Here is a 22,945-nt window from a genome sequence, read left to right as displayed (position 1 = left end):
CTGTGCGGATGCGGCGGCGAGCTAATGTTTTAAGATCGGGCTTTAGACCTCTTCGACGTCAATATTGACCTTGGGTTCGGGGTGCGATTCGCCGGTCAGCATGGTCACCAGCAGGGTGGAGTCCTTCACGGCGCGCAGGGAGTGCAGCAGCTTGGCGGTCACGTGAATCGGCTTGCCGGGCACCAGGGTAATATCGCGGTCCTTCACGTGGAAGATAACCTCGCCCTTGAGCACCTGCACGAAGATGGGGTGCACGCTGTGGTGCTCGTGCCAGGACTGGCCCGCAGCCAGTTCCATGAGGGTCAGGTTGCCGCCGTCGGCATCAACAATCTTGCGAGCCTGGGGCTTATCGTCAAAGGGGGTCAGCGCTTCGGTGAGCTGGGGGAATACGAGGACGCGGCCTTCATGGGTACCTGCCATGGTACGAACCTTTCTTGTCAGGGATGAGTGAAAGGGGGCGCGCACCCCCTCCCTATATTTGGTATATAAAATACTAAATTAGTTATATTGTATTCCCCTCCCCGCAACGGGACAATACCTCAGCTCACACCGAGCCAAAACACCCCGCGCAGGGAGGGGAACAACATTATTTACTGGTAACTCCACACCTTCGAATAGGCGGAGCGATTACTATTACGCGGACGCAACAGGTTCACCATCAACGCCGTCGTACCAAAGCTCACGGCAATAATCATGCAGGTCGCCGCAGTAAACGCACCACCGGGAATCGGCGCAAAAATCGCAATCAGATACAGGATGACCGCGCAGAACGACAGGAACAGCGTCGCAATCGTCATCAACGGCACCAGCACCAAACCGCCACGCGCCGGCACCGCAAAATCTGCCGGACGCACATAACGCAGCACACCCATACCCACAACCGTCCAGATGGCGGTGACCAGGATAGCGGTCACCACATCCGCCGGGCGGTGCCAACCATTAATAATCGTGGAGGCACCCGTCAGGCAGGTCGCCAACGCCGCGCACAGCGCCACCGTGGGCCTCAAGAAACGAGGCGCCGCAAGGAAGAGCGCCGCGCCAGCCGCCGCCGCGAAGGTCGTGTGGCCGCTGGGCGCCGAGTTGCTCAGCGCCTCCTGAACGCCCAGGTCGGGCTTCACAATCAGATAGTGCTTGAGCAGATACGTACTCGTCACCGCCGCAGCCGCGACCAGCACGCCAATCAGCGAGGGCAGGAACCGGTGCTTCCAAATCAGCACCGCAACCAGACCCAAAACGGCAATCACGCCGACAACCGCGGGAAGAGAATCCAACGCGGTCAGGGTCGGACCGCGGTAGCTCTTGAACTGGTGTGCGTACTCGGTGTACGCCTGCTCATCAACCTGCTGGCCGGTCGCCGTGTAAATGAAGAACACGAACGCACCGTAGAGCGTCAGGCCCAAGAACAGCAACGCCATCACGTGACGCATCAAAACGCCGGTACTCGGAAGGTGGTGCCCCTGCTCTTCGCCGGGACGATCCACCGGGCGGCCCGAAGCATCCACGGGAACCTGACCGGTCTGAACATACGCACCGTTCGGGTAGGCGGCGGCAGGATACGCCTCGGGCGGATAAGCCACCGGCTGCGGAGGCGCCTGCGGGGGCATCTGCGGAGGCATCGCACGCGTGGGAAGAGGCTGCTGCGCGCCCATTGGGGAGGCACCCATCTGAGGCGCACCCATCTGATTATTCAGCGGAAAACCGCTCACCGGAGGCTTCGGCGGATCGAGACGGCGAGTAGCCTGCATCGGCTCATCCGCACTGTAGTTCCCCTGGGAAGCGCGTTCCTGCGGCGAGGGAATCGTCTCAGGAATCTTAATCGGGGCGCGGTAGGCGCGCGGCAGAGGACGGGTCGCACCAATAACCTCTGTATGTTCGGGGTGCGAAGAAATAACTTCGGTATTCGCGGGTTCAGCGTTCGCGGAACCTGCATTCGCGGAACCTACAGGCGCAGCTTCGTTAGCCGGCGATGAACCGTAATCGGTCAGAACTTTCGTACGGTCATCGCTGTGCCCCGCGGCGGGGGTAGCCGTTTCGTGGGAGTTAAGCACCTCAGTAGGATCCTGGTAGTCAGAGAGCACCGCAGTCGGGTCCTGATAATCAGAAAGCACCTGGGTAGGGTCTTGATAATCAGAGAGCACCTCAGTTGCATCAGAGCTAAAAGCCGTAGTGGGCGCGTCATCAGAAGGGTGAAGAGCGCGAGTAGCCTCCAGGTTCTCCGAATCGCCCCAACCGGGGTTCCCCGCACCTGTTGTTTGCCCCTTTGATGTCTTCTTCATAACCTCTTCCGTACCTTCTGACCCTCATGTCTGTTAGCGGTATTCGCCCTACTGGCACCCACTGTTTGGGCGGTAGCCCCCAAGCTACCGTTTTCTCGTACCACAGCGCCGGTTCTCTGGGGCGAATAACTACCTACTATTCCAGGTTAAGCTATGAAAAACTAAAGTTTTTTCGACCACAACCTGAGAGTTTCCAGAGAATGCGTGACAGGGCGCGAGCGCACCCGCCCGCCCCCAGAATGCTATGGTGAGCTCATAGCGCATCGAAGAAGGGCAGATACCTTGAACACCAGTATGAGCGTGCCGCCTCTCGGCTACGGTTTTCACCTCACGAACACTCCCCTGCCGCCGCTGCAGGAGGTTCTGGAGAACCTGTTCACGGTCGAAATTCCGATGACGGTCACCTTCCGCGGGGTCAATAGCCGCCAGAGCGCGCTGATTCACGGCCCGCATGGCTGGGGCGAGTTCGCGCCCTTCCTCGAGTACGGCGCGCAGGAGTCTGCCGCGTGGCTTGCCTGCGCGCTGGAGGCGGCATGGTTACCCACCCCGGAGCCGGTGTGTACGCGCATCCCGCTGAACGCAACCCTGCCGGCGGTACCGGCGGAGCGTGTTCCGCAGGTGCTCGCCAAGTACGAGGGCGAGATTCAGGAACTCAAAATCAAGGTGGCTGAGAAGGGTCAGAGCCTCACCGACGATATTGCGCGCGTGGCGGCGGCACGAGATGCCCTCCCGAATGCCCGCCTGAAGGTGGACGCGAACATGGGCTACACCCTCGGCGGCGCCCTTGAGGCGCTGCGCAAGCTCTGCGAGTACGGCATTATTTACGCCGAGCAGCCGGTGGCATCCATTGAGGACATGGCGGCACTCCGCTTCGCCATCGCTAAGGAGGGACTACCCGTCCGCATTGCCGCGGACGAGTCGATTCGTAAGGCGGAAGACCCGCTGAAGGTGGCCCGCGCAAACGCCGCGGACCTGATGGTTATTAAGGCGGCGCCTCTGGGCGGTGTACGTCGTGCGCTCGCGCTGGTGGAGCAGGCGCAGCTTCCGGCGGTGGTTTCTTCTGCGCTGGAGTCTTCGGTAGGTATTGCCACCGGTGCCTCTCTGGCGGCTTCCCTACCGACCTTGAGGTACGGGTGCGGCCTGGGCACGGTCTCCCTCATGGCTGAGGACGTCACCGATGAGCCGCTCATCGCCCGCGACGGGTTCATGGACCTGCGTGCCATCACCCCCAGCCCACAGCACCTGGAGCGTCTTGCCACCGATGAGCAGACCCGCCAGTGGTGGGTGGAGCGCGTCACCGCATGCTACCGGGTGCTGGAACGCGCCTCCGGGCTGTGAGGACTGCAGTTGTCAAGGTCGCACCTGTGAAGGGTAACCATAACTGAACGAAAAACCTTACGGCATTAGAATGGTACGGTGACTGAAAACCGCTCAACCCCCGCCATGCTCACCGCAGTATCCGTGCTCGATTCGTTGATTCGTGCCGGTATGCGGCATGTTGTCGTGTCTCCGGGATCCCGCAGCGCACCCCTTGCGTACGCTATTGCCGCCGCCGCTGAAGCCGGCGCGCTCATTGCGCACGTGCGCGTGGACGAGCGAAGTGCAGCCTTTACCGCACTGGGCATTGCCAAGGCATCCGGCCAGCCCGTGGGTCTGGTGTGCACCTCCGGTACGGCACTGGGCGAGTACATGCCCGCCGTTATGGAGGCGTACCACGCCGGCGTACCCCTGGCAGTGCTGAGCGCGGACCGTCCGGAGCGTCTGCGCGGTAGCGGAGTGAATCAGACGACCCGTCAGGCGAGTTTCTTCCATCCTTTTGTGCGTGCTGAAGCTGATCTGACCTCCTACCCCGAGCAGGTGGAGGGTGAGCAAACTCAGGCTTTTGCCGCCTGCCTGAATGCGCTGACCGGTCGTAGCGCCGAGCACTGGCGCAAGCAGTCGACGGAGCCGATTGGCCCGGTGCACCTGAACATTTGTTTCGATACGCCGCTGACCCCCTCGGGTCGTTTTGCGCAGATGCTGCCGCAGTGGGCGCAGAGCCTGCTGGAGGATTACGACCCGCAGGCTGAGGGCCGCGCCCGTGCCGCCCGTGCTGAGGGTTCCGGGCTCTCTAGCGCTGAGCAGCGTTGGCTTCTGGATTCTTTGGAGGCGCAGGCGGACCTGGCGGAGTTCACCCCGGCGCACCGCACCGTGGTGGTTGCCGCGGACGGTGCCGGCGAGTTCGCGGCGGAGTTCGCGCGCGTGCTGAACCTGCCGCTATTTGCGGAGCCTTCCTCCGAGGCGCGCCACGGCGCTACCTCGATTCCTCACTACCCGCAGTTGCTCGCTGATGGTTCGTTCGCCCCCGCCACCCAGATTGAGCGTGTGGTGCTCTTCGGCCACCCGACGCTTTCGCGCCCGATTACGGCGTTGCTGGAACGCGAAGATATTCAGTGCGCGTTCTACGCCCCGCGCCGCGCCAGCTGGTACGAGCCGGGCGCGCGCTCCTTCGTGGAGCTGTCGACCCCGCACGAGCTCGCCGAGTTTGCGTGTGCGTCCACTGTTGCCACTGATGAGCTGGTGGACGAGCTGAGCTGGCTTGAGCAGTGGGTTGCCCCGGCACGCAAGCTGCAGGATGAGTGCCTGCGCGCCATTGCCGCCTACGAACACCCCGATGCCGAGAGCTCGGTTGACTACACCGATTACCGCAACCGCACCGCCGGCCGCTCCTACGCCCGCCGCGTCTGGCAGGATGCGGTGGCTCAGCGCCGCCTCATGGTGCTGGGCTCCTCAAACCTGGTGCGTGATCTGGATGCGGCAGCCCCCGCCCTGGGCGAGCCCGCCCCCGCGCGCGTGTTTGCTAACCGCGGTCTTGCCGGTATTGACGGCACCATTGCGACCGCTATTGGCGTGTCCCTGTCGGGCTACTACCCTGCCGGTGTGGATGAGAACTCCCGCCCGCTGATTGGTGGCGCCGCGCTGCCGGTGACCCTGCTGTGCGGTGACCTGACTTTCCAGCACGATGTGTCATCGCTAAACCTGCCGAATACTGAGCTTCTACCCGAACTGCGCGTTGAGGTCTTTGACGATGCCGGCGGCGGTATTTTCACGACCCTTGAACACGGCGATATGGCTCGTCAGGAGCAGTTCACCGCCGCTGTGAATCGTTTCTTCACGGTGGCTGCCGCCCCGAATACTGATCTGGCGCGCATGGCTGCCGGTTTTGGTACCGAATCAGGCGTTGAGGTGCGCATTCACACACCCTAAAGCCGTTTCTAAAGGGTGCAGGCTAAGCCCCGTGCGCGGGGTTGACCGATATACTGAAAACTACCTATGCCGTAGCCTTCCGTGGCTGAAAGCTAGCCGGTCGAGCGGTTTCACTCGCCGCTGCCTTCGCGTTTTTCTGCGCGCCTGCTGACGTACGGCACCCCATCTATCTATTGACATTCACGCTCTCGCCGCTGATGCACACCGCGCGCGACCGGAGGTTTTACCCCGGTGAGCCCGGTGCATGCGGCGGGCGTTGCTCCCAAGGAATCTCATGAGCTCACTCGATATTATTGTTGCTGTCCCCTCCGGAGCCGGTTGGGTTCCCGTACACGCCATGGCGGAGCTTCTCGCCCGTTACACCGGCGGTACCGTACACACCGTGGATGTGGGCGCATCCCTCAGCAAGGAAACGAAGCTTCTGGCGCGTCTGCCCCGCCTCAAGGGCGGCTCCAAGCGTTGCCTAGTGATTGCTTCTGACCCCGGCCAGCTGTACGCCATTTCGCAGCGCTCCTTCGCGTTCCGCCGCTACGGCGCTATCTACGGCTGGGTGATTGATAGCTTCTGGGATGACCGTATTCCCGCGGTGGCTAAGTCCTCCACCTACGACCGTATTTTCGTTGCGGACGTTGATGACGTTCAGCCCTGGACCGCTGCGGGCGTGAAGACTCCCGGCGTTCTGCCCTGGGGTGCGGATGTTTGGAGCAAGTTCAGCGACCGTCTGGCTGCGCTGGAGTCGAAGAGCACCGACCTGCTGCGTGTGGGTCGCCAGCCCGCTGCCTACGAAGATGATGAGGCGACCGCAGCTCTTGCCGCCGAGCTGGGTCTAAGCTTTGAGGGCCGCCCGCCCTTCGGCGCGAACGACCGCGAGTCGGCTCAGCACCTGCAGGATTCGCTGAACCGCGCGAAGTTCCTGCTGGCATTCTCCACTTCGGTCAGCCCGGCACCGTACACTCACCCGACCAAGGAGTACATCACCGGTCGTTGGACCGATGCGCTGGCTTCGGGCGTGACCGTTGTCGGCAAGGTTCCGAACACCACCACCGTACGTGAAATCCTGTGGGACGGCGCGACCATCGACATTGATCACGCGGATGCACGCGCGGGCCTCGCGCAGGTTGCCGATGCCGCCTCCCGCTGGACCCCCGCGCAGGGTGAGCAGCAGATTCGTCAGGCGCTGCAGCATCTGGATTGGCGCCACCGTTTTGTGCAGCTGTGCGAGGCAATGGGCGATGTCCCGGCTTCTTTGACGGCTGATTGCGAGGCAATGCGCGCCCAGTACGTTCAGCGCTAAATACGTGCCCTAAGGTTACGGGCATATAAAAGGTGAGGGCTGGTTTCTACCGTAGAAACCAGCCCTCACCTGTATTTATACTCTATGAGGCATATTGCATATGGGGTTTAGTACGATGCCTGACCCAGAGTAATCGGACCCGTGAAACCGCTGGTATCCGGGTGATCCGCTTCGAGATATGCCGCCACCGGTGCACCTTCAAGCTGAGCCAAACGATCCAGCAGGAAGCGAGTAGCACCCGGTGCGTACGGCAGCTTATACATTGCCGCGGTCGTCGCCTCGTCATCACGATCCAAAGTGGAGGAACGAATCGACTCAATAGCAGTCACCATGGTGTTACGCTCACGCTCCACGAAGGTGCGGTCCACCGGCTCACCGTTACCGGGCACAAACACGCGGTAGCGGTCAAATTCGAGCACGGCACCGAGGGTATCGATCCAACGATCGGGGAAAGAATCCTCAAAGTAGGGGTCGGTGCCTTCTTCAATCAGACCGCCCATAAACAGCACGTCTTCAACACCAACCATAATGTCACCGTCGGTGTGACCGGGTCCCATGTACATGAGGGTTGCGCTACGCTCACCCAGGTCGATGGGAGTGAAAGTGATGCCGTCACCCCTATTGGCGACCAGGCGGTTGGGAACAACAATATTGGTGGCAGCACCCTGCTTGTGTGCCATTTCCGGTTCCAGCGTCTCGACATAGGGACGCTGCGCCTCACCGTATTTACGGATTGCACGCGCGGCGCGAGGGTGCGCCCAGAATTCTTCGACACCCATTGCCGCGAAAACATCGTTGCCGAAGAAACGCTCATAGTGTCCGTGAGTGTTTACGACGGTAATAGGAAGGCGCGTGAGACGGCGAACCTCATCATAAATTTCGGTTGCCTGACGGGGACCTGCGCCGGTATCCACGACAAGTGCACGTTCCAGTCCGAGGACCAGTCCGGTGTTCAGTCGGTAGTTGTCGGTCGCAATACGGTACACGCCGTCTGCGAGTTCAATAGTACGAGCCATAGATACAACCCTACTGGAATTTTTAGCGCCTGAGGGGCTATTCGGGCTTCAGAGAACAGAAATTTACGGTTCGGTAACAATTCAAGGCAATGAAAGTGCATTATTTTGTACAAACGTATCTCTAGCGTCAAGAAAGTGGTGAGCTTTATCAACCTCTCCGGATTGTTTGAACTGCCCATCATCACCACAGGAGCTCCTCAAAGAGCCCGATGCGCATCCGTAGAAGCAATATTTATGCCTCAACACCACTCAACCCAGAGTTGTGCGCGCGGTTAAACCCGCATCTAACACCCCTATAGGATAGGAGTATGACTTCTTCCCCTACCCCCTCTTCCAACCCCTCAACTCAGCCTTTCCCCAGCGGTACCGGACGCTACGCTCCTTCCCCTTCGGGGGACTTGCATCTGGGCAATTTGCGTACCGCTATTTTGGCGTGGGCGATGGCGCGCCGCGGTGGCAAGCCCTTCTATCTGCGCGTGGAGGATCTGGACCGCGTGCGCCCGGGTGCCGCGGAGCGTCAGATTGCTGATTTGGCGGCGCTGGGTTTGGATTGGGATGCAAGCCCCGGAGCTGCGACAGAGCGCATTGAGGGTAGCGAAAGCACTGATGGCAAGGAAGCAGGCGTGCTGTATCAGAGCACGCGCCTTGCCGCCTATGAGCAGGCGGTTCAGCAGCTGCGCGAGGCGAACCTCGTCTACGAGTGTTTCTGTACCCGCCGCGAAATTCAGGAGGCATCGAGCGCCCCGCACGGTGCGCCGGGTGCATACCCGGGTACCTGCCGTGAGCTGACGGAAGCACAGCGGCAAGAGCGCCGCACCCAGCGTCCGCCGGCTCTGCGTCTGCGTGCCGAGTGCACGAGCTACACGGTGCAGGATGATTTTTACGGCGCCTACACGGGGCTGGTGGATGATTTTGTGCTGGTGCGCAATGACGGCACCTACGCCTATAACCTGACGTCTGTGGTGGATGATGCGTTTGTGGGGGTTGAGCAGATTGTGCGCGGTGATGACCTGCTCCCTTCGGCGCCTCGCCAGTCGTATTTGGCGCAGCTTTTGGGTTTGGCGCAGCCGCGTTACGCTCACGTGCCGCTGGCGCTCAATACGGAGGGTAAGCGTCTGGCGAAGCGTGATGGTGCGGTAACCCTGCCGCAACTGCGTGAGGCGGGCGTTGAAATCCCGAGGATTTTGGGGTGGATTGCCGCTTCTATTCCGGTGTATAACGCGGATGGTTCTGCCCATTCGGCGGATGTTCCGGTGCCTAATGCGGCGGCGATTTTGGAGCGTTTTGACCCGGCTCGCATGGCTACTGAGCCGTGGGTCGTGAGGGATCTCTAAGCCTCTGTGACATTGTCGTGTAACAGTTCAACACTCCGAACGGCTTTTAAATTTTTTGTTTAATTCGTTTTAGATGCATACGTCTCTGAACGTTTGCGTTGCTTTTAAACTACTTCTCTTGCACCGAAGTGCCCGAAACCCTGAATTCTAGGGATTTTTCGGGCACTTTTTCGCACACGCTCCCACATTGACCCACGTGTACGACCATGGATTTTACACAACAAATACATATTTATTCCATAGTTCCTCGCTCCTAAGCGTCAAATAGACTTTATTTTCAGCCCTTCAAAGCCTAGACTGTATCCTACGCCACTCATAAAGTTATGAAGTCGCGCATAAATACACAGACGCACACTATCACCAGGAGAGAAGGAACATTATGGCCGCGAGTACATACCAGGTCATCGCGCTGGCGATTTATTTTGTTGCCATGATCGCAATCGGCCTATGGGCAAATAGCAAGAACAACAGCCTCGACGACTATGTGCTGGGCGGGCGACAGCTCTCCCCCACCGTCGCCGCACTCTCAGCGGGCGCCTCCGACATGTCCGGTTGGCTCCTCATGGGTCTGCCCGGCGCCGTCTACCTCAGCGGCCTCTCCCAGGCATGGCTCGCCGTCGGTCTGACCATCGGCGCATGGTGCAACTGGAAGTTCGTGGCACCGCGACTGCGTAGCTACACCGAAGTAGCAGGCGACGCCGTGACCGTCCCCGTCTTCCTGAGCAACCGCCTCCATGACACCAAGCGCGTGCTGCGCATCGTCTCCGGTGTCGTGATTCTGGTGTTCTTCACCTTCTACGTCTCCTCCGGTATGGTCTCCGGCGGCCTGTTCTTCAAGTCTTCCTTCGGTCAGGAATACCACACCGGTATGCTCCTGCTGGCAGGCATTACCGTGTTCTACACCTTCTTCGGCGGCTTCATGGGCGCATCCTACACCGACATGGTTCAGGGTCTGCTCATGCTCGCAGCACTGATTGCCGTTCCGGTTGTCACTATTATTGACCTCGGCGGCGTGGGCCCCGTGGTTGAGTCCATCAGCCAGGTACGCCCCGATGCGCTGAGCATCTTCGCAGGCACCACCTTCGCCGGTATTATTTCGTCCCTCGCATGGGGTCTGGGCTACTTCGGTCAGCCGCACATTATCGTGCGATTCATGGCAATGCGTACCCCCGCGGACGCTAAGTCCGGCCGCCGCATCGGCATCAGCTGGATGGTCCTGACCGTGTTCGGCGCACTGAGCGGCGCGTTCATGGGTATCGCCTACTTTGCACGCCACCCCGAGGCGTCCCTCACCAACCCCGAAACCGCTGAGTCGGTCTTCCTGGACCTCGCCCAGATTCTGTTCCACCCCCTCATCGCGGGCCTGATTCTGGCTGCGGTTCTGGCGGCAATTATGTCCACCCTCTCCTCGCAGCTGATCGTGTGCTCCTCCGCTCTGGTGGAGGACCTCTACGGCATCTTCTCCTCGAAGAAGCTCAGCGCAGGCAAGTCCCTGTGGCTCGGCCGTGCAGGCGTGGCAATCGTGGCGCTGGTCGCCGGTGCCCTGGCGTGGAACCCCAACAGCTCCATTCTGCAGCTGGTCGCATTCGCTTGGGCTGGCTTCGGTTCGGCATTCGGCCCGACCGTTCTGCTCTCCCTCTACTGGCGTAAGCTGACCACCCAGGGTGCACTCGCCTCCATGATCACCGGTGCCGTTGTGGCATTCGCATGGGGCCAGAGCCCGATGAAGTCCGTGCTCTACGAAATGGTTCCCGGCTTCGCTTCGGCAATGCTGGTCGCAATCATCGTCTCCCTGGTCACCTACAAGAAGAACCCGGTCATTGACGAAGAGTTCGACCGCGCGGTAGAGCTCGCAAAGGTCAAGTAACCCACAAATAACCGTAGCCTACAACTAACCGAGGCCGGGTAAGGTTCCTTACCTAACTTCTAAGGCCCGGGCCGCACACACGCGGTCCGGGCCTTCTTATATGCCTGAGCAACATCTGGGCAACGTAGAATAGGGTCTATGACTGCACAACTTCCCGAAAAGGTCTCAGACATCTTCAACCCCGCCGACTGGCGCGTCGTCGAAGGCTTCGAAGACTTCACCGACATCACCTACCACCGCCAGGTTGAGCGCGACAAAAACGGCGAAATCCTGCGCGATCTGCCCACCGTGCGCATCGCATTCGACCGCCCCGAGGTCCGCAACGCATTCCGCCCGCACACCGTGGACGAACTCTACCGCGCCCTCGACCACGCCCGCATGACCTCCAACGTAGGCACCGTACTGCTCACCGGCAACGGCCCCTCCGCCAAGGACGGCGGCTGGGCGTTCTGCTCCGGTGGCGACCAGCGCATCCGCGGCCGCGACGGCTACCACTACGCCAGCGGCGACACCGCAGAAAGCATCGACCCGGCACGCGCAGGCCGACTGCACATCCTGGAAGTGCAGCGCCTCATCCGCACCATGCCCAAGGTCGTTATCGCCCTCGTCTCCGGCTGGGCTGCAGGCGGCGGCCACTCCCTACACGTGGTTGCTGACCTGACCATCGCCTCCGAAGAGTACGGCAAGTTCAAGCAGACCGACGCAACCGTCGGCTCCTTCGACGCAGGCTACGGTTCGGCACTGCTCGCACGCCAGGTAGGTCAGAAGTTCGCCCGCGAAATCTTCTTCCTCGCCAAGGAATACGACGCACAGCGCATGTACGAAATGGGCGCAGTCAACGACGTAGTCCCCCACGCAGAGCTCGAGAACAAGGGCCTGGAATACGCGGCGCACATCGCCCGCCAGTCCCCGCAGGCAATCCGCATGCTCAAGTACGCCTTCAACCTGCCCGACGACGGCATGCTCGGCCAGCAGGTCTTCGCCGGTGAGGCAACCCGCATGGCATACATGACCGACGAGGCCGTGGAGGGTCGCGACGCGTTCTTGCAGAAGCGTGACCCGGACTGGTCCAACTACCCCTACTACTTCTAAGAGACAGCCCCTTCCGCAGAAGTAGTTTCAGATGCATAGGCTCGGAGCCGGATTCAACCCTGATACCCTCAGCTAAGAATCCGGCTCCGGCGCATTTGATGCCGCCCTTCTTTTTCCCCCAGGCATATGACACGCCCCGGCACATAACACACGGCGCATGCCAGCACGCAGCCGCTACCAACAGCCGCTAAGGATTTAGCCATGATGAACACCCCCGCACCCGGGCTCGTGCCCTCCCCCGCCCCGCAGGAGGCTGCCCTGCACCCCCAGGCGGTACAGGTGCGCGCCGATCAGCCCGCCGACCCTCACGCCATGCTGGGTGCTTTTGAGCAGCTGCTGGGTGGGTACGCGGCGGGTGCTGGTGCGGAGAGTGTAGAGACGGAAAGCACAGGCTCTGAGGGTGTAGAGGCTGAGGAGCCTATTGCCCTGGTGGTGGGAACCTCCGGATCCACCGGAACCCCCAAACGCACCGCGCTGACCGGGCGGGCTCTTGCCGCCAGCGCGGCAGCCACCGAGAACTTCTTCGACTCAAACTCCGATGCCGCCTCGCAGTGGCTCCTAGCTCTTCCCGCGCACTATATTGCCGGTGCGCAGGTGCTCGCCCGCTCCGTACTCGCCGGTACCGCCCCCGTCATTGCCCGCTCCGTGACCGAACCGGTGCACTTTAGCCCCGAAGTTTTCCTGCAGGCGGTTGAGCGCATGAGCTCGGCACGCCGGTTTATCTCCCTGGTGCCCACCCAGCTGCATAAGCTGCTTGAAAGCGCGGACGCCAACCCGTCCCTGGGCGCTGAGATTCACGAGGCGCTCGGCTCCTTCGCCGGGATCCTGCTCGGAGGCGCCCCCGCCAGCGCCGATCTGCTCGCCGCCTCCGCCGCGCTGGGGCTGAACACGGTGACCACCTACGGTAGTGCCGAAACCGCCGGCGGATGCGTCTACTCCGGCTCCGTTCTGCCCGGCGTGCGGGTGGAGCTCATGCCCGAAGAAGGCATGCCCGCCGTGCCAGATATTGAGGGCAAGCCCGCGCAGGTGGGCCGTATTTGGATCAGCGGCGCGCACCTCGCCAGCGGCTACATTGGCGATGCCGCCCGCACCGCCGAGCACTTCTTCACCGCCGCGGACGGCACCCGCTGGTACCGCACCGACGACTACGGTCTGCTCAGCCCCACGCACGACCCCGACAGCGCTGTGCACGGCCCCGACAGCGCTGTACACGGTAGCGAGCCGCACCTGCAGGTGCTCGGTCGTAGCGACGACGTGCTCATCAGCGGAGGCGTAAAAATCTCTGCCCGCGCCGTGGCAACCGTCCTCGAAGAGCACCCCGCCGTACGCGAAGCCTGCGTCATCGGCCTACCCGATGCCCGCTGGGGCACAGCCATTGCCGCCGCGATCACGCTGGTACCCTCTGCCGGTGCCGCGGCTGCGCCTACTGAGAATAGCCCCGCCCCGAACGAAAAACTCTGCGCCCTGCTACGTGCCCGCTGCGCCGAAAAGCTCGGTGCCCCCGCCGCACCCAAGCAGCTGAGCATCCTGCCGGATTTCCCGCTCACCAGCACCGGCAAGCCGGACCGCGCAGAAATATACAGTATCCTGGACAGAGACTATCGTCAGGGCTAAAGCAGGCTCATCCGCGGGTTTTCACCCCGTACACGCAACCGCCCGCACGCCCTGACCGTTACCGTCACAACCCCTCACGCACAACACCCACGCATCATACGCACTTAGACCCGGAAGGAACCCCCGTGGCAACTGCCGCCCAATGGATTGAAGGCGCTCGCCTGCGCACCCTGCCGCTCGCCGTCGCCCCCATTATTGCCGGCTCAGCTGCCGCCTACGAGATTAACGAATTCAAGCCGCTCTATGCGTTCTTGGCGTTCCTCGTCGCGTTCTTCCTGCAGGTCGGTGTGAACTACGCCAACGACTACTCCGACGGCATCAAGGGCACCGACGAAGACCGCGTGGGTCCGCTACGCCTCGTCGGTTCCGGCGTGGCAAGCCCCCGCTCCGTCAAGTACGCCGCCTTCACCTGCTTCGGTCTGGCGATGCTTGCGGGTCTTGCTCTGGTGGCTCTGGCGAACCAGTGGTGGTTCCTGGCGATTGGCGCCTCCAGCGTCTTCGCGGCGTGGGGCTACACCGGCGGCAAGCATCCCTACGGCTACATGGGCCTGGGTGACGTGTTCGTCTTCGTCTACTTCGGTCTGGTCGCGACCCTGGGCACCCTCTACACGCAAGCGCACACCCTGACCCTGCTCGGCTGGGTTGGTGCTATCGGCATTGGCCTGATTTCCTGTGCGCTGCTCATGGCGAATAACGTGCGTGACATTCCCACCGACATTGAGGCGGGCAAGCTGACCATGGCGGTTCGCCTGGGCGAACGCTGGTCGCGCATCACCTACATCGTGGAGATGGCGCTGGCGCTGGGTCTGGGCGTGCTCCTGCTCGATGAGAACCCCTGGTTCCTACTGATCTTCCTGCTGGTCGGCCCAACCATCCACTCCTGCGTGACCGTGTGGACGCGCGGCGGCCGCGACCTGATCCCCGTGCTCAAGCAGGCGGGTATTGTGGCGCTCGTGTACTCCGTGATTCTTGCCCTCGCCGTGTGGCTGGGTTCGCTGGATATTATTAGCCACGAGGTTCAGGTGTTCACCGGTTACTAAGACCGGCTACTAAGCCGACGCACGAATCTGCCCCGGTTTACCGCGCCGGAGTGCCGCACCGTTAAGCCGCTAGCGGGCACCCGGTTCATAGTTCTGCGATAACGCGGCGGTATGTCATAGTAGTGCTTATGATTCGAGCCATGCTGATTATTGGCGGCGCCGCCCTCATCGTGGGGTTGACCCTCTACACCCTCTTGGACGCCGTCCGCACCCCCGCACACGAGGCGCGAACCCTGCCCAAGTGGCTGTGGGTTCTCGTCACCCTGTTCTTCCCCGTGGTCGGCCCGCTCATGTGGCTCATCCTGGGCCGCCCCAAGGCACAGCCCGCAGTAGGCGCTCCTCGCACCGGCTTCGGCCAGCGACGCAACACCCCGGCGCCCTCGGTCTCTTCCCCCGACGACGATGAAGAGTACCTGCGCTGGCTCAAAGCAAAAGCAGAACGCGAACGCCGTAGCCGCGAGGCAGAATCGAACAACACGCAGGACTCTGAACGTAAAGATCCCGAGGACGGCACGCCGAATCAGGGTCACGGGCAGAACTAGTCGGGACAGCTAGGTGTGCAGCCCGTGTAGGTTTGCAGCTCGTGCGCCCCTCAAGGTTTATAGAAAGAGGCTGTGAGCGCATCCGTAACGGATGGGCTCACAGCCTCATACTATGCTCGAAACAGCGTGAGGAACTAGCTACCGGGCAGCTGAATCACGCCACCGTACAGCGGTGCAGCAGGCTCCGAATACCCCACAAAATGCGGCATCTCATGCTCAAAATCAGTAGTGCTAAACGCCAGGGTCGTAATCGACGCCAGGTTACACTCACGGGCACGCGGGTCATGCTGCAGCATGCGGCCCTCAACACCCAGGCGAGTAATCCAAATCGGCAGCTGGTGCGACACAATAATCGCCTCCGCACCCTCGCCGCCCAACTCGTAGGCGGTACGCGCCGCATCCTGAACAGCCGCAGCCATACGGCGAATCTGATTCAGGTACGACTCACCCCAGGAGGGGCGCGCCGGGTTGTACAGCTTCGTCCAGTGACGCGGGTTCTTCAGCAGCTCCTGCGCGTTCACGTGCAGACCCTCAAAGTAGTTATCCGCCTCAATGACGCGCTCATCCGGCTGCGCGGTCAGGCCCAGCAGTTCCTCAACCGGGGCGGCAGACTCACGGGTACGCTGCAACGGCGAGCAGACCAGATGCACGAAACGGGCGCCGCGCTCAGCACGGGCCGCGAACTCCTCAGCGCTCAGACGCACCATCTGCTGGCCCTTATCGGACAGACGGTAGCCGGGCAGACGGCCGTACACGATACGCTCGGGGTTGTGCACCTCGCCGTGACGCATGAGGTGAACTTTAATGGTGGAAGTTTCAGTCATAATCCCAGTCTCTCAGATAGCGCGCCGCACCCCAAACAGGTGACCCGCATATCCCCTCTACAAATACAAAACCCGCGTACAAAACCCCGCACATAAAACCCTGCCCGCGAAACTGCAGGAACGCAAAAACCCCGCCTCTCCGTACGGAGGGCGGGGCGAAAGAAGTCTATTTACTTCTTGTTGCGGCGCTGGTGGCGGGTCTTACGAAGCAGCTTGCGGTGCTTCTTCTTGGACATACGCTTGCGGCGCTTCTTGATAACGGAACCCATAGGATTTCCTCACTTTACTCGTACCCGGCCGAGCCATTCGACTCGGTAGCTACCCGGGGATATTTATACCGGTATAACCGATCCAAAACGCATTTTAGGCACAGAAATACCCTTGCGTTTTAGAGCGCTACCTACCTAGAGTACTAGGTTTACCCCCATTTTCACCATTCGAGAGCGGTATTTCAGGAGTTTTTCCCTGAATTTCCGCTTTTCCAACGGGTATATTCGGGGTATTTCCGGGCGAAAACGGGGATTCGGCAACCCTAACGGCGCTTCTTCTTCGACTTCTTCGAGCCCTTAGCTCGGCCATGAGACAACGCCGAACCGGAAGAAGCTACAGCACCCTCAGAAGAGCTCTCCTCAGCCTGGGAGTCAGCCTCGACCGGCTCCTCCGCGGGGGCGGATTCCTCAGCGGTTTCTTCAACCGGCTCTTCTACGGAAACCTCCTCAGCAGAGTTTTCCTCAGCAGATTCTTGCTCAGCCGCCGCGTGCAGCGCCTTCAGACGCTCAGCACGCTCAGCCTCGGCACAAGCCAGCGCCTCAGCATCCACGGCGGGCTGGGGCTCAGGCTTCGCTTCAGCATTCACAGCCGGCTCCTTCGCTGCCTGGTTCTTCTCAGTTTGTTCCTTCTTGGTGCTCTCTTGAGCTTCCTCAGGCTCGTACACATCCACGCCAAAGAAACGCTTCATCTTCGAGAAGATGCCGCGGCGCTCCTGCACCGGCTCATCATGCGGAAGCTTCTCATAGGTGTCGTGGATGGTCGCTGCCGCTTCAAGACGGGTAGGCTCAGCAGGCTGAACGGCGGGCGCCTCCTGACGCGCCGGAGCACGCAGAACGTTCTCCGATTCAGTCTCCGCAGGAGCCGCGGCAGTCACAACAGCCGCAGGACGCGCGGTACGGGCAGGCGCAGTCAGCACCCTACTACGATCCACCGGCTTAATGATGGTCGCACGCACCGGAGAAATAATCTGACCGCTACGACGACGCGGAGCCGCCGTAGAAGCACGCAGAACCTTCGCGGGGCCCTCAGCCTCTTCCTGCGCGTATGCGGCAGGCACGCTCGACAACTGACCGCTGAGAGTCTGGGAGCTGAGAGTCTGCGCGGCAGGAGCCTGGGAGGCGGGTGCAGCCTGCGCTACCGGGGTGCTGCGGCGCGGGGTGCCGAAGCTCAGCGGCACATCCGGGCTCACCGAATGAGCGGCAGGCTGTGCGGGGGCGGCGGAAGTAGCAGAAGCCACAGCAGGTGCGGGCTGGGACGCAGCGGGAATGACACGTTCCACCTTGTCAGATGCAGAAGCATCCGCGCCAAAAGTAGTCTCAGCAGAGGTATCAGTCGGCTCGGCGGGAATCTCAGACGCAGCCTCATCAACGTGGGCAACCTCGGGTTCGGGCTGCTCATACTCCACGTCAGCAGACTGCGCAGACACCGGAACAGAAACCGGAGCCGGCTCAGCTGGCACCACAACAGGCGCATCCGCGGCAGGCAACGCCCCCACATCAGCGAAGGACGCATCATCCTGCATCAAATCGTCAAAGTCATCGGCGGCAAACTCATCCACATCAACCGGCGCAAATTCAGAAGCAATCGGCTCACCCGGCAGACCGTTCGCAGAGGTCGCCTCCTGCTCCAGGTCAATACCGGCATCGGCATACATGCCGCGCAGCTGACCAATCACCATGGCACGCGCCGTCGCCGAATCGCCCGCCTTCAGAGCCTCCGCAATAGCGCGGCTCTCAGCACGCAGACGCTCCACAGCGCTACTCCACAGCGGCATACGGCCCACCAGCGACAGCATCGACTCAAAACTCGGCTGACGCACCGACGCGAGCAGACCCACCAGCAGCTCATTACCCGCACAACGCATCACCTGGTGGTGGAAAGTCAGCAGAAGCTCCAGGAAATCACGAATCGACAGGTCGAAATCTTCCATCTGCGCCAGGACCTCGTCCAGCTCCGCGAAGGAGGCGGTCTTCGGGTCAATACGCGCAATCGCCCAGCTTTCCAGCAGAATACGGGTCTGCACCAGGTCACGAGTCGGGTAACGCGAGCTAGACATGTGCAGGCGCAGAGCGGCGCTCGCCGCGGAAGCCGGCTCATCGCTCAGGTGCACCAGCATTTCCTTGCCGCGGCCGTTGTACAGCTGCACCAGATCCATATCTTCCAGGGTGCGTAGTGCCTCGCGGGTACGGGAACGACCCACACCAATAGCGCGCGCAATTTCGCTATCGCTGGGCAGATCTTGACCCAGCTGAATGTTGCCCTCGAACAGTTCGTTCTCGAGCCAGCGCAGAATTTTACGATGAATAGCCACGTGAATGCGTCTTTCGGTCAAAAAGTGAGTGAGAGTGTGTGTGCTTTACAGAGAGTTAATGCCGGAAGTGACCGGCAGGGCAGCCCCTAGCCGCCCGTCTTAGCGGCGGCGGCCACGCAGGAAGCCGAAGAGGCCACCGCGGTGGTTATCCTTCGCCTCAGCGCTGTTCGTCTCAGCGTTGGGGCGGTACACCGAATCGTAAGCGGGCATGGTCTGATACTCGGGCTCCTCAGCGGAGGCTTCAGCCTTAGCAGGCGCACCCTCAACGGACTCATCATTGGTGAGCTCATCATTGGCAGGCTCGACCTTACCGAATTCAGCCTTCTCAGTAGCTTCTGCGGGCGAAGCTGCTTCCTCAGCAGATTCAGCCTTCACGGATTCAGCCTTCATAGATTCAGTCTTCACGGGCTCTTCTGCTGCGGCTTCATCCACTACGTTCTTCTCAATCACAGACTTTTCAGCTGCAGAATCCTCAGCTGCAAATTCCTTGCGGGTTGTTTCTTCCTTGACGGACTCAGCGGGTGCAACAGGCTTCTCAGCTGCGCCCTTTTCGTCGGTAGCCTTTTCCTCGGCGATCTTTTCAAGCACAACAGCCTCGGGAATCACAGCGATAGGCTGAATCGAGCCACCCACAACCGCAGCGGGGTCGATACCATAAGGCACCACAGCCGCAGGCTGAGGGAATGCCACCGGCTTCTGCGCTACGACAGGCTTAGCCTCAGCAGGTGCCGCGGGGGTAGCGGGCTGAGCGGGGGGTGCCGACGCCGCGGGGGTCACCCCAGCGTCGTAACCGTAGGATGCGGGAGTGAAGGGACGCATCGGGGTGCTATCCACAGCCTCTTCCTGCGGGGTAGGCTCAGCAGCTCCCACCTTCTCAGCGACAGCTTCGGAAGCGGTGCTATCAGCAGCCTGCTCCGCAGGGCGCGAGTAGATGCGCGCGCTGGGGGTCATGTGCTGTGCGCGGGCGCGCTGAATGCGAGCCTGCTCGATTTCCTCGGGGGTAGGTGCCTCAACGGTGAGAGTCTCAGAGTCGGTCGCCTCGGGCTTCGGAGCGCTCTTTTCGAAGGTCTTCTCGACCGGCTTCTCAGCCGTCGCCTTATCGGAGGCAGATACAGTCACGCCACCGGGCAGTGCCACGGGTACGTGCGCCTCATTGGACTGGCGCGCAATCTGAACGGTCTCGTTAATCCACTCGGTCACGGTGGCGAATACATCCGGGTTCAGGGAGTAGAGGCGACGCTGCCCCTCCACGGTCACGGAGACCACATCTGCATCGCGAAGGACTTTCAGGTGCTTCGAAATGGTCGGCTGGCTCATGCCCAGCTTTTCAACCACTGCACCCACCGTGTGGGTTTGCTCAGCGAGAATACGCACAATTCGGCGGCGAGTTGGATCCGCGATGACAGAAAAAACATCAGAATGCATATAGCGATTATGACATATAAAGTGGCACCTCAAGCTTAGAATGAGGCTGATACAGAAAATACCTTCAAAAATTCTGAAAGACTACTGAGTACTAGCTCAATATGGAGCGCTGAAGGGGAGAAAAGCATGAAGTGCCTATCACATCTCATGGTGGTTTCCTGTATCTCATCCTAGGCATATGCGACCCAGCAAACCCCTCAATACTTATATAACCAATACAGAATATATAGTTTTCGTGGCTCCACCCCACAAAACCAGCCACACGTCTTCTCCGAACTCACATATTTACCCCCGAACCACCAGAGCCTCAACCCCCTCAGCAGGCACCCGGCGCGATACACTAGAAGGCGTTAAACACAGGCTCAAACCGCCACCCAACATACCAACACCCAAACACCCGCTGAAGAACACCCAGACACCGCTGAAGGAGGCGCATGGGACGCATAATCCGCCGCACCCGGCGCCGACACCACCACCCCCAGGGCCAGCTCAACCGCCGCTGGGACACCCTCAGCGGTGCCACCTCCGAACCGCAAAAGCAGCAGGTTCGCCGAAGCCGCCGCGACCGCCTCGAAGCTGAAAAGCTCAGCATCCTCACCAGCGTGCCCGGCATCGATCTTGACCGTCTGCCTACCCTACGTGACCACGAAGACCCCAAGACTCAGCGCAAACGAACCCCACTAGAGTTCAACCAGAAGACTCTCGAACGCTTCCGCGACTTCATTGATTCCTCAGTTCTGGCGTCTCCCTCACGCACCGCAATCGGTGCCTTCTTTCTAGTCATCATCTTCTTCACCATCATGCTGTCCCTGCCGATTTCTTCGGCAGACGGGCAGCGCGTCGCGCTACACCACGCGGTCTTCACCTCAACCAGCGCGGTCACCGTGACCGGTCTGACCACCGTCTCCACAGCAGATCAGTGGTCAACCTTCGGTCAGGCAATGATTCTTCTCGCCTGCCAGGTGGGTGGCCTGGGCACGCTGACCATCACCTCCCTGCTGGCGCTGGCTATCGGCCGCAAAATGGGTCTGCGCACCAAACTCATCGCCCAGGAAGACCTGAATATTAGCCGACTCGGCGAGGTCGGCGGCATCGTCAAAGCGGTGGCGTACGCGTCTTTCTCCATCGAAGCGTTCATTGCAATGCTCCTCACCCCGCGATTCCTCGCGCTCGGTGAAGCACCACACGAGGCCCTGTGGCACGGCATTTTCTACGCCGTCTCTGCCTTCAACAACGCCGGATTCACCCCGCACTCAGACGGTATCGTGCCCTACGGCCACGATCTCTTCCTGCTCGTGCCCATCTGCATCGCGGTGTTCCTCGGCTCGCTCGGCTTCCCCGTGTTCATTGCGATTCAGCGCAACCCTTTCCGCCCATCGCACTGGCAGCTCACCGCAAAACTGACCATAGTCACCACCCTCTTCTTCTTCGGTTTCGGTGCCTTCTTCTGGGGTCTTTTCGAATGGAATAACCCCGCAACCATCGGTTCCTACTCTCCCGGCGATAAAATCCTCAACGCCATTTTTGCCTCCGTGATGATGCGTTCGGGCGGGTTCAACCTGGTTGACATGGACGCCATCACCCCCGTCTCCACGCTGCTGACGGATACGCTCATGTTCATTGGTGGCGGCTCCGGCTCGACCGCAGGCGGCGTGAAGGTCACCACCATCGCCGTGATTGCCCTATCGATTCTTGCCGAGGCGCGAGGTGACCAGAAGGTCGTAGCGTTCAATCGCACCATCCCCGAATCCTCTCTGCGCATTGCCATCTCTGTGATTGTTATGGGTGCTACCGTGGTAGCTGTTGGCGCCGCATCGATTCTTATCATCAGCGGCGCAGATCTCAAAGAAGTCATCTTCGAGGTCATCTCCGCCTTCGCGACCTGCGGCCTCTCGAACGGCCTCTCCGCCAGCCTACCTCCGGCAGGCGTATACGTGCTCAGCGTTCTGATGCTCATTGGTCGTGTGGGTACAACAACCGCCGCAACCGGCCTGGCGATGCGTTCACGCCGCCGCCTCTACAAGTTCCCCGAAGAAAGGCCCACCATTGGCTAGTGCACATAACGCCCCCGTCCTCGTCATCGGCCTGGGACGCTTCGGTTCGGCTGTGGCTGCCCAGCTGCGCCTGCAGAATAAAGAGGTTCTTGCGATTGAGAAGGACCCCGAGCTGGTGCAGAAATGGTCCGGCGTGCTGACCCACGTGGTCTCCGCCGATGCGACCGATATCGACACCCTGCACCAGTTGGGTGCGGACGAGTTCGGCTCCGCTGTGGTGGGTGTGGGCACCTCCGTGGAAGCGTCCGTGCTGATTACCGCGAACCTCGTAGACATTGGCGTGGAGCGTATCTGGGCGAAGGCTATCACTCCCGCGCACGGCAAGATTCTGGAGCGTATTGGCGCGCACCACGTGGTCTACCCGGAGGCGGACGCCGGCCGCCGCGCCGCGCACCTCGTCTCGGGTCGACTGCTGGACTACATTGAGTTTGATGACGACTTCGCAATTGCGAAGATGCGCCCGCCGAAGGAAACCCACGGTTTCACCCTCGCAGAGTCGGATATCCGCTCCAAGTACGGCGTGTCTGTGGTCGGCATTAAGTCCCCCGGTGAGGACTTCACCTACGCGGACGCGACCACCCGCATTCACTCGCGTGACATTCTGATTGTGTCCGGTCAGGTGGATTTGATTGAGCGTTTCGCGGCGCGCCCCTAAGTGCAGTTTTCCTTGCTATCTTGAGGAACCCACGCCTTAGGAGCCCGCGCATAGACATAGAAAAACAGCCTCTTCCCGTTCTGCC

General features: G+C 61.0%; 18 protein-coding genes. 11 read left to right on the top strand and 7 right to left on the bottom strand.

Annotated elements, in window-relative coordinates:
• Positions 1-42: 42 nt before the first annotated feature.
• Both RQ593_RS01280 and RQ593_RS01275 read right to left on the bottom strand, forming a co-directional pair.
• Entirely contained in the window at positions 43-420 is a 378-nt protein-coding gene (locus RQ593_RS01280) for a cupin domain-containing protein (RefSeq protein ID WP_311446234.1), read from the bottom strand.
• Positions 421-590: 170 nt separating this feature from the next.
• On the bottom strand, positions 591-2,276 hold the full coding sequence (locus RQ593_RS01275; protein ID WP_311449602.1) for a phosphatase PAP2 family protein: 1,686 nt from the start codon (positions 2,274-2,276) through the stop codon (positions 591-593).
• 294 nt (positions 2,277-2,570) lie between these two features.
• On the opposite strand from RQ593_RS01275, the gene RQ593_RS01270 reads away from it, so the two are divergent.
• From RQ593_RS01270 to RQ593_RS01260, 3 genes are all read left to right on the top strand, one after another.
• Entirely contained in the window at positions 2,571-3,614 is a 1,044-nt protein-coding gene (locus RQ593_RS01270; protein ID WP_311449601.1) for an o-succinylbenzoate synthase, read from the top strand.
• Positions 3,615-3,692: 78 nt separating this feature from the next.
• On the top strand, positions 3,693-5,522 hold the full coding sequence (gene menD / locus RQ593_RS01265) for a 2-succinyl-5-enolpyruvyl-6-hydroxy-3-cyclohexene-1-carboxylic-acid synthase (RefSeq protein WP_311449600.1): 1,830 nt from the start codon (positions 3,693-3,695) through the stop codon (positions 5,520-5,522).
• 274 nt (positions 5,523-5,796) lie between these two features.
• Complete coding sequence (locus RQ593_RS01260) at positions 5,797-6,816, top strand: glycosyltransferase (RefSeq protein WP_294630310.1); 1,020 nt, start codon at positions 5,797-5,799, stop codon at positions 6,814-6,816.
• 107 nt (positions 6,817-6,923) lie between these two features.
• On the opposite strand, the gene RQ593_RS01255 is transcribed toward RQ593_RS01260, so the two are convergent.
• Positions 6,924-7,832, bottom strand: coding sequence for an MBL fold metallo-hydrolase (locus tag RQ593_RS01255; RefSeq protein WP_311446239.1), 909 nt, complete (start codon positions 7,830-7,832; stop codon positions 6,924-6,926).
• 308 nt (positions 7,833-8,140) lie between these two features.
• On the opposite strand from RQ593_RS01255, the gene gluQRS reads away from it, so the two are divergent.
• The 6 genes from gluQRS (at position 8,141) to RQ593_RS01225 (ending at position 15,321) form a co-directional block, all read left to right on the top strand.
• Positions 8,141-9,166 (top strand): tRNA glutamyl-Q(34) synthetase GluQRS, encoded by a 1,026-nt coding sequence (gluQRS, locus tag RQ593_RS01250; RefSeq protein ID WP_311449599.1) that lies wholly within the window; start codon positions 8,141-8,143, stop codon positions 9,164-9,166.
• 379 nt (positions 9,167-9,545) lie between these two features.
• Positions 9,546-11,033: a sodium/proline symporter PutP gene (gene putP / locus RQ593_RS01245; protein WP_311449598.1), complete on the top strand. Its 1,488-nt coding sequence runs from the start codon at positions 9,546-9,548 to the stop codon at positions 11,031-11,033.
• 138 nt (positions 11,034-11,171) lie between these two features.
• Positions 11,172-12,125 (top strand): 1,4-dihydroxy-2-naphthoyl-CoA synthase, encoded by a 954-nt coding sequence (locus RQ593_RS01240; RefSeq protein ID WP_311449597.1) that lies wholly within the window; start codon positions 11,172-11,174, stop codon positions 12,123-12,125.
• Between the two features lie 201 nt (positions 12,126-12,326).
• Entirely contained in the window at positions 12,327-13,739 is a 1,413-nt protein-coding gene (locus RQ593_RS01235; RefSeq protein ID WP_311449596.1) for an AMP-binding protein, read from the top strand.
• Positions 13,740-13,864: 125 nt separating this feature from the next.
• Positions 13,865-14,779 (top strand): 1,4-dihydroxy-2-naphthoate polyprenyltransferase, encoded by a 915-nt coding sequence (locus RQ593_RS01230; protein ID WP_298699948.1) that lies wholly within the window; start codon positions 13,865-13,867, stop codon positions 14,777-14,779.
• 128 nt (positions 14,780-14,907) lie between these two features.
• Positions 14,908-15,321 (top strand): PLD nuclease N-terminal domain-containing protein, encoded by a 414-nt coding sequence (locus tag RQ593_RS01225; RefSeq protein ID WP_311449595.1) that lies wholly within the window; start codon positions 14,908-14,910, stop codon positions 15,319-15,321.
• Between the two features lie 134 nt (positions 15,322-15,455).
• On the opposite strand, the gene RQ593_RS01220 is transcribed toward RQ593_RS01225, so the two are convergent.
• The 4 genes from RQ593_RS01220 to RQ593_RS01205 form a co-directional block, all read right to left on the bottom strand.
• Positions 15,456-16,145, bottom strand: a complete 690-nt coding sequence (locus RQ593_RS01220; protein ID WP_311449594.1) for a histidine phosphatase family protein — start codon at positions 16,143-16,145, stop codon at positions 15,456-15,458.
• Between the two features lie 170 nt (positions 16,146-16,315).
• On the bottom strand, positions 16,316-16,414 hold the full coding sequence (locus tag RQ593_RS01215; RefSeq protein WP_005504750.1) for a 30S ribosomal protein bS22: 99 nt from the start codon (positions 16,412-16,414) through the stop codon (positions 16,316-16,318).
• 263 nt (positions 16,415-16,677) lie between these two features.
• Positions 16,678-18,726 carry an FCD domain-containing protein gene (locus tag RQ593_RS01210; RefSeq protein WP_311449593.1) on the bottom strand — a complete coding sequence of 683 codons (2,049 nt, stop codon included), beginning with the start codon at positions 18,724-18,726 and terminating at the stop codon, positions 16,678-16,680.
• 99 nt (positions 18,727-18,825) lie between these two features.
• Positions 18,826-20,151 carry a metalloregulator ArsR/SmtB family transcription factor gene (locus RQ593_RS01205; RefSeq protein ID WP_311449592.1) on the bottom strand — a complete coding sequence of 442 codons (1,326 nt, stop codon included), beginning with the start codon at positions 20,149-20,151 and terminating at the stop codon, positions 18,826-18,828.
• 434 nt (positions 20,152-20,585) lie between these two features.
• Here RQ593_RS01205 and RQ593_RS01200 point away from each other — a divergent pair, with 434 nt between their 5' ends.
• Together RQ593_RS01200 and RQ593_RS01195 are read left to right on the top strand one after the other, a co-directional pair.
• On the top strand, positions 20,586-22,205 hold the full coding sequence (locus tag RQ593_RS01200; protein ID WP_311449591.1) for a potassium transporter TrkG: 1,620 nt from the start codon (positions 20,586-20,588) through the stop codon (positions 22,203-22,205).
• A complete protein-coding gene (locus RQ593_RS01195) occupies positions 22,198-22,860 on the top strand; it encodes a TrkA family potassium uptake protein (RefSeq protein ID WP_060824354.1) in 663 nt (220 codons plus the stop codon). The genes RQ593_RS01200 and RQ593_RS01195 overlap by 8 nt, the downstream gene beginning before the upstream one ends.
• Positions 22,861-22,945: the final 85 nt, after the last annotated feature.

Origin of the sequence: uncultured Rothia sp. (genome assembly GCF_963507905.1) — a bacterium.
Taxonomy (GTDB): Bacteria; Actinomycetota; Actinomycetes; order Actinomycetales; family Micrococcaceae; genus Rothia.
The sequence above is the reverse complement of the archived record's forward strand: the minus strand, read 5'-3'. Positions and strand labels throughout refer to the sequence as shown.

Excerpts from the sequence above, each read along its gene's own strand:
- RQ593_RS01280 (WP_311446234.1), bottom strand. The coding sequence starts at position 420 with ATGGCAGGTACCCATGAAGGCCGCGTCCTCGTATTCCCCCAGCTCACC.
- RQ593_RS01275 (WP_311449602.1), bottom strand. The coding sequence starts at position 2,276 with ATGAAGAAGACATCAAAGGGGCAAACAACAGGTGCGGGGAACCCCGGT.
- RQ593_RS01270 (WP_311449601.1), top strand. The coding sequence starts at position 2,571 with ATGAGCGTGCCGCCTCTCGGCTACGGTTTTCACCTCACGAACACTCCC.
- RQ593_RS01260 (WP_294630310.1), top strand. The coding sequence starts at position 5,797 with ATGAGCTCACTCGATATTATTGTTGCTGTCCCCTCCGGAGCCGGTTGG.
- RQ593_RS01255 (WP_311446239.1), bottom strand. The coding sequence starts at position 7,832 with ATGGCTCGTACTATTGAACTCGCAGACGGCGTGTACCGTATTGCGACC.
- gluQRS (WP_311449599.1), top strand. The coding sequence starts at position 8,141 with ATGACTTCTTCCCCTACCCCCTCTTCCAACCCCTCAACTCAGCCTTTC.
- putP (WP_311449598.1), top strand. The coding sequence starts at position 9,546 with ATGGCCGCGAGTACATACCAGGTCATCGCGCTGGCGATTTATTTTGTT.
- RQ593_RS01240 (WP_311449597.1), top strand. The coding sequence starts at position 11,172 with ATGACTGCACAACTTCCCGAAAAGGTCTCAGACATCTTCAACCCCGCC.
- RQ593_RS01235 (WP_311449596.1), top strand. The coding sequence starts at position 12,327 with ATGATGAACACCCCCGCACCCGGGCTCGTGCCCTCCCCCGCCCCGCAG.
- RQ593_RS01225 (WP_311449595.1), top strand. The coding sequence starts at position 14,908 with ATGATTCGAGCCATGCTGATTATTGGCGGCGCCGCCCTCATCGTGGGG.
- RQ593_RS01220 (WP_311449594.1), bottom strand. The coding sequence starts at position 16,145 with ATGACTGAAACTTCCACCATTAAAGTTCACCTCATGCGTCACGGCGAG.
- RQ593_RS01215 (WP_005504750.1), bottom strand. The coding sequence starts at position 16,414 with ATGGGTTCCGTTATCAAGAAGCGCCGCAAGCGTATGTCCAAGAAGAAG.
- RQ593_RS01205 (WP_311449592.1), bottom strand. The coding sequence starts at position 20,151 with ATGCATTCTGATGTTTTTTCTGTCATCGCGGATCCAACTCGCCGCCGA.
- RQ593_RS01200 (WP_311449591.1), top strand. The coding sequence starts at position 20,586 with ATGGGACGCATAATCCGCCGCACCCGGCGCCGACACCACCACCCCCAG.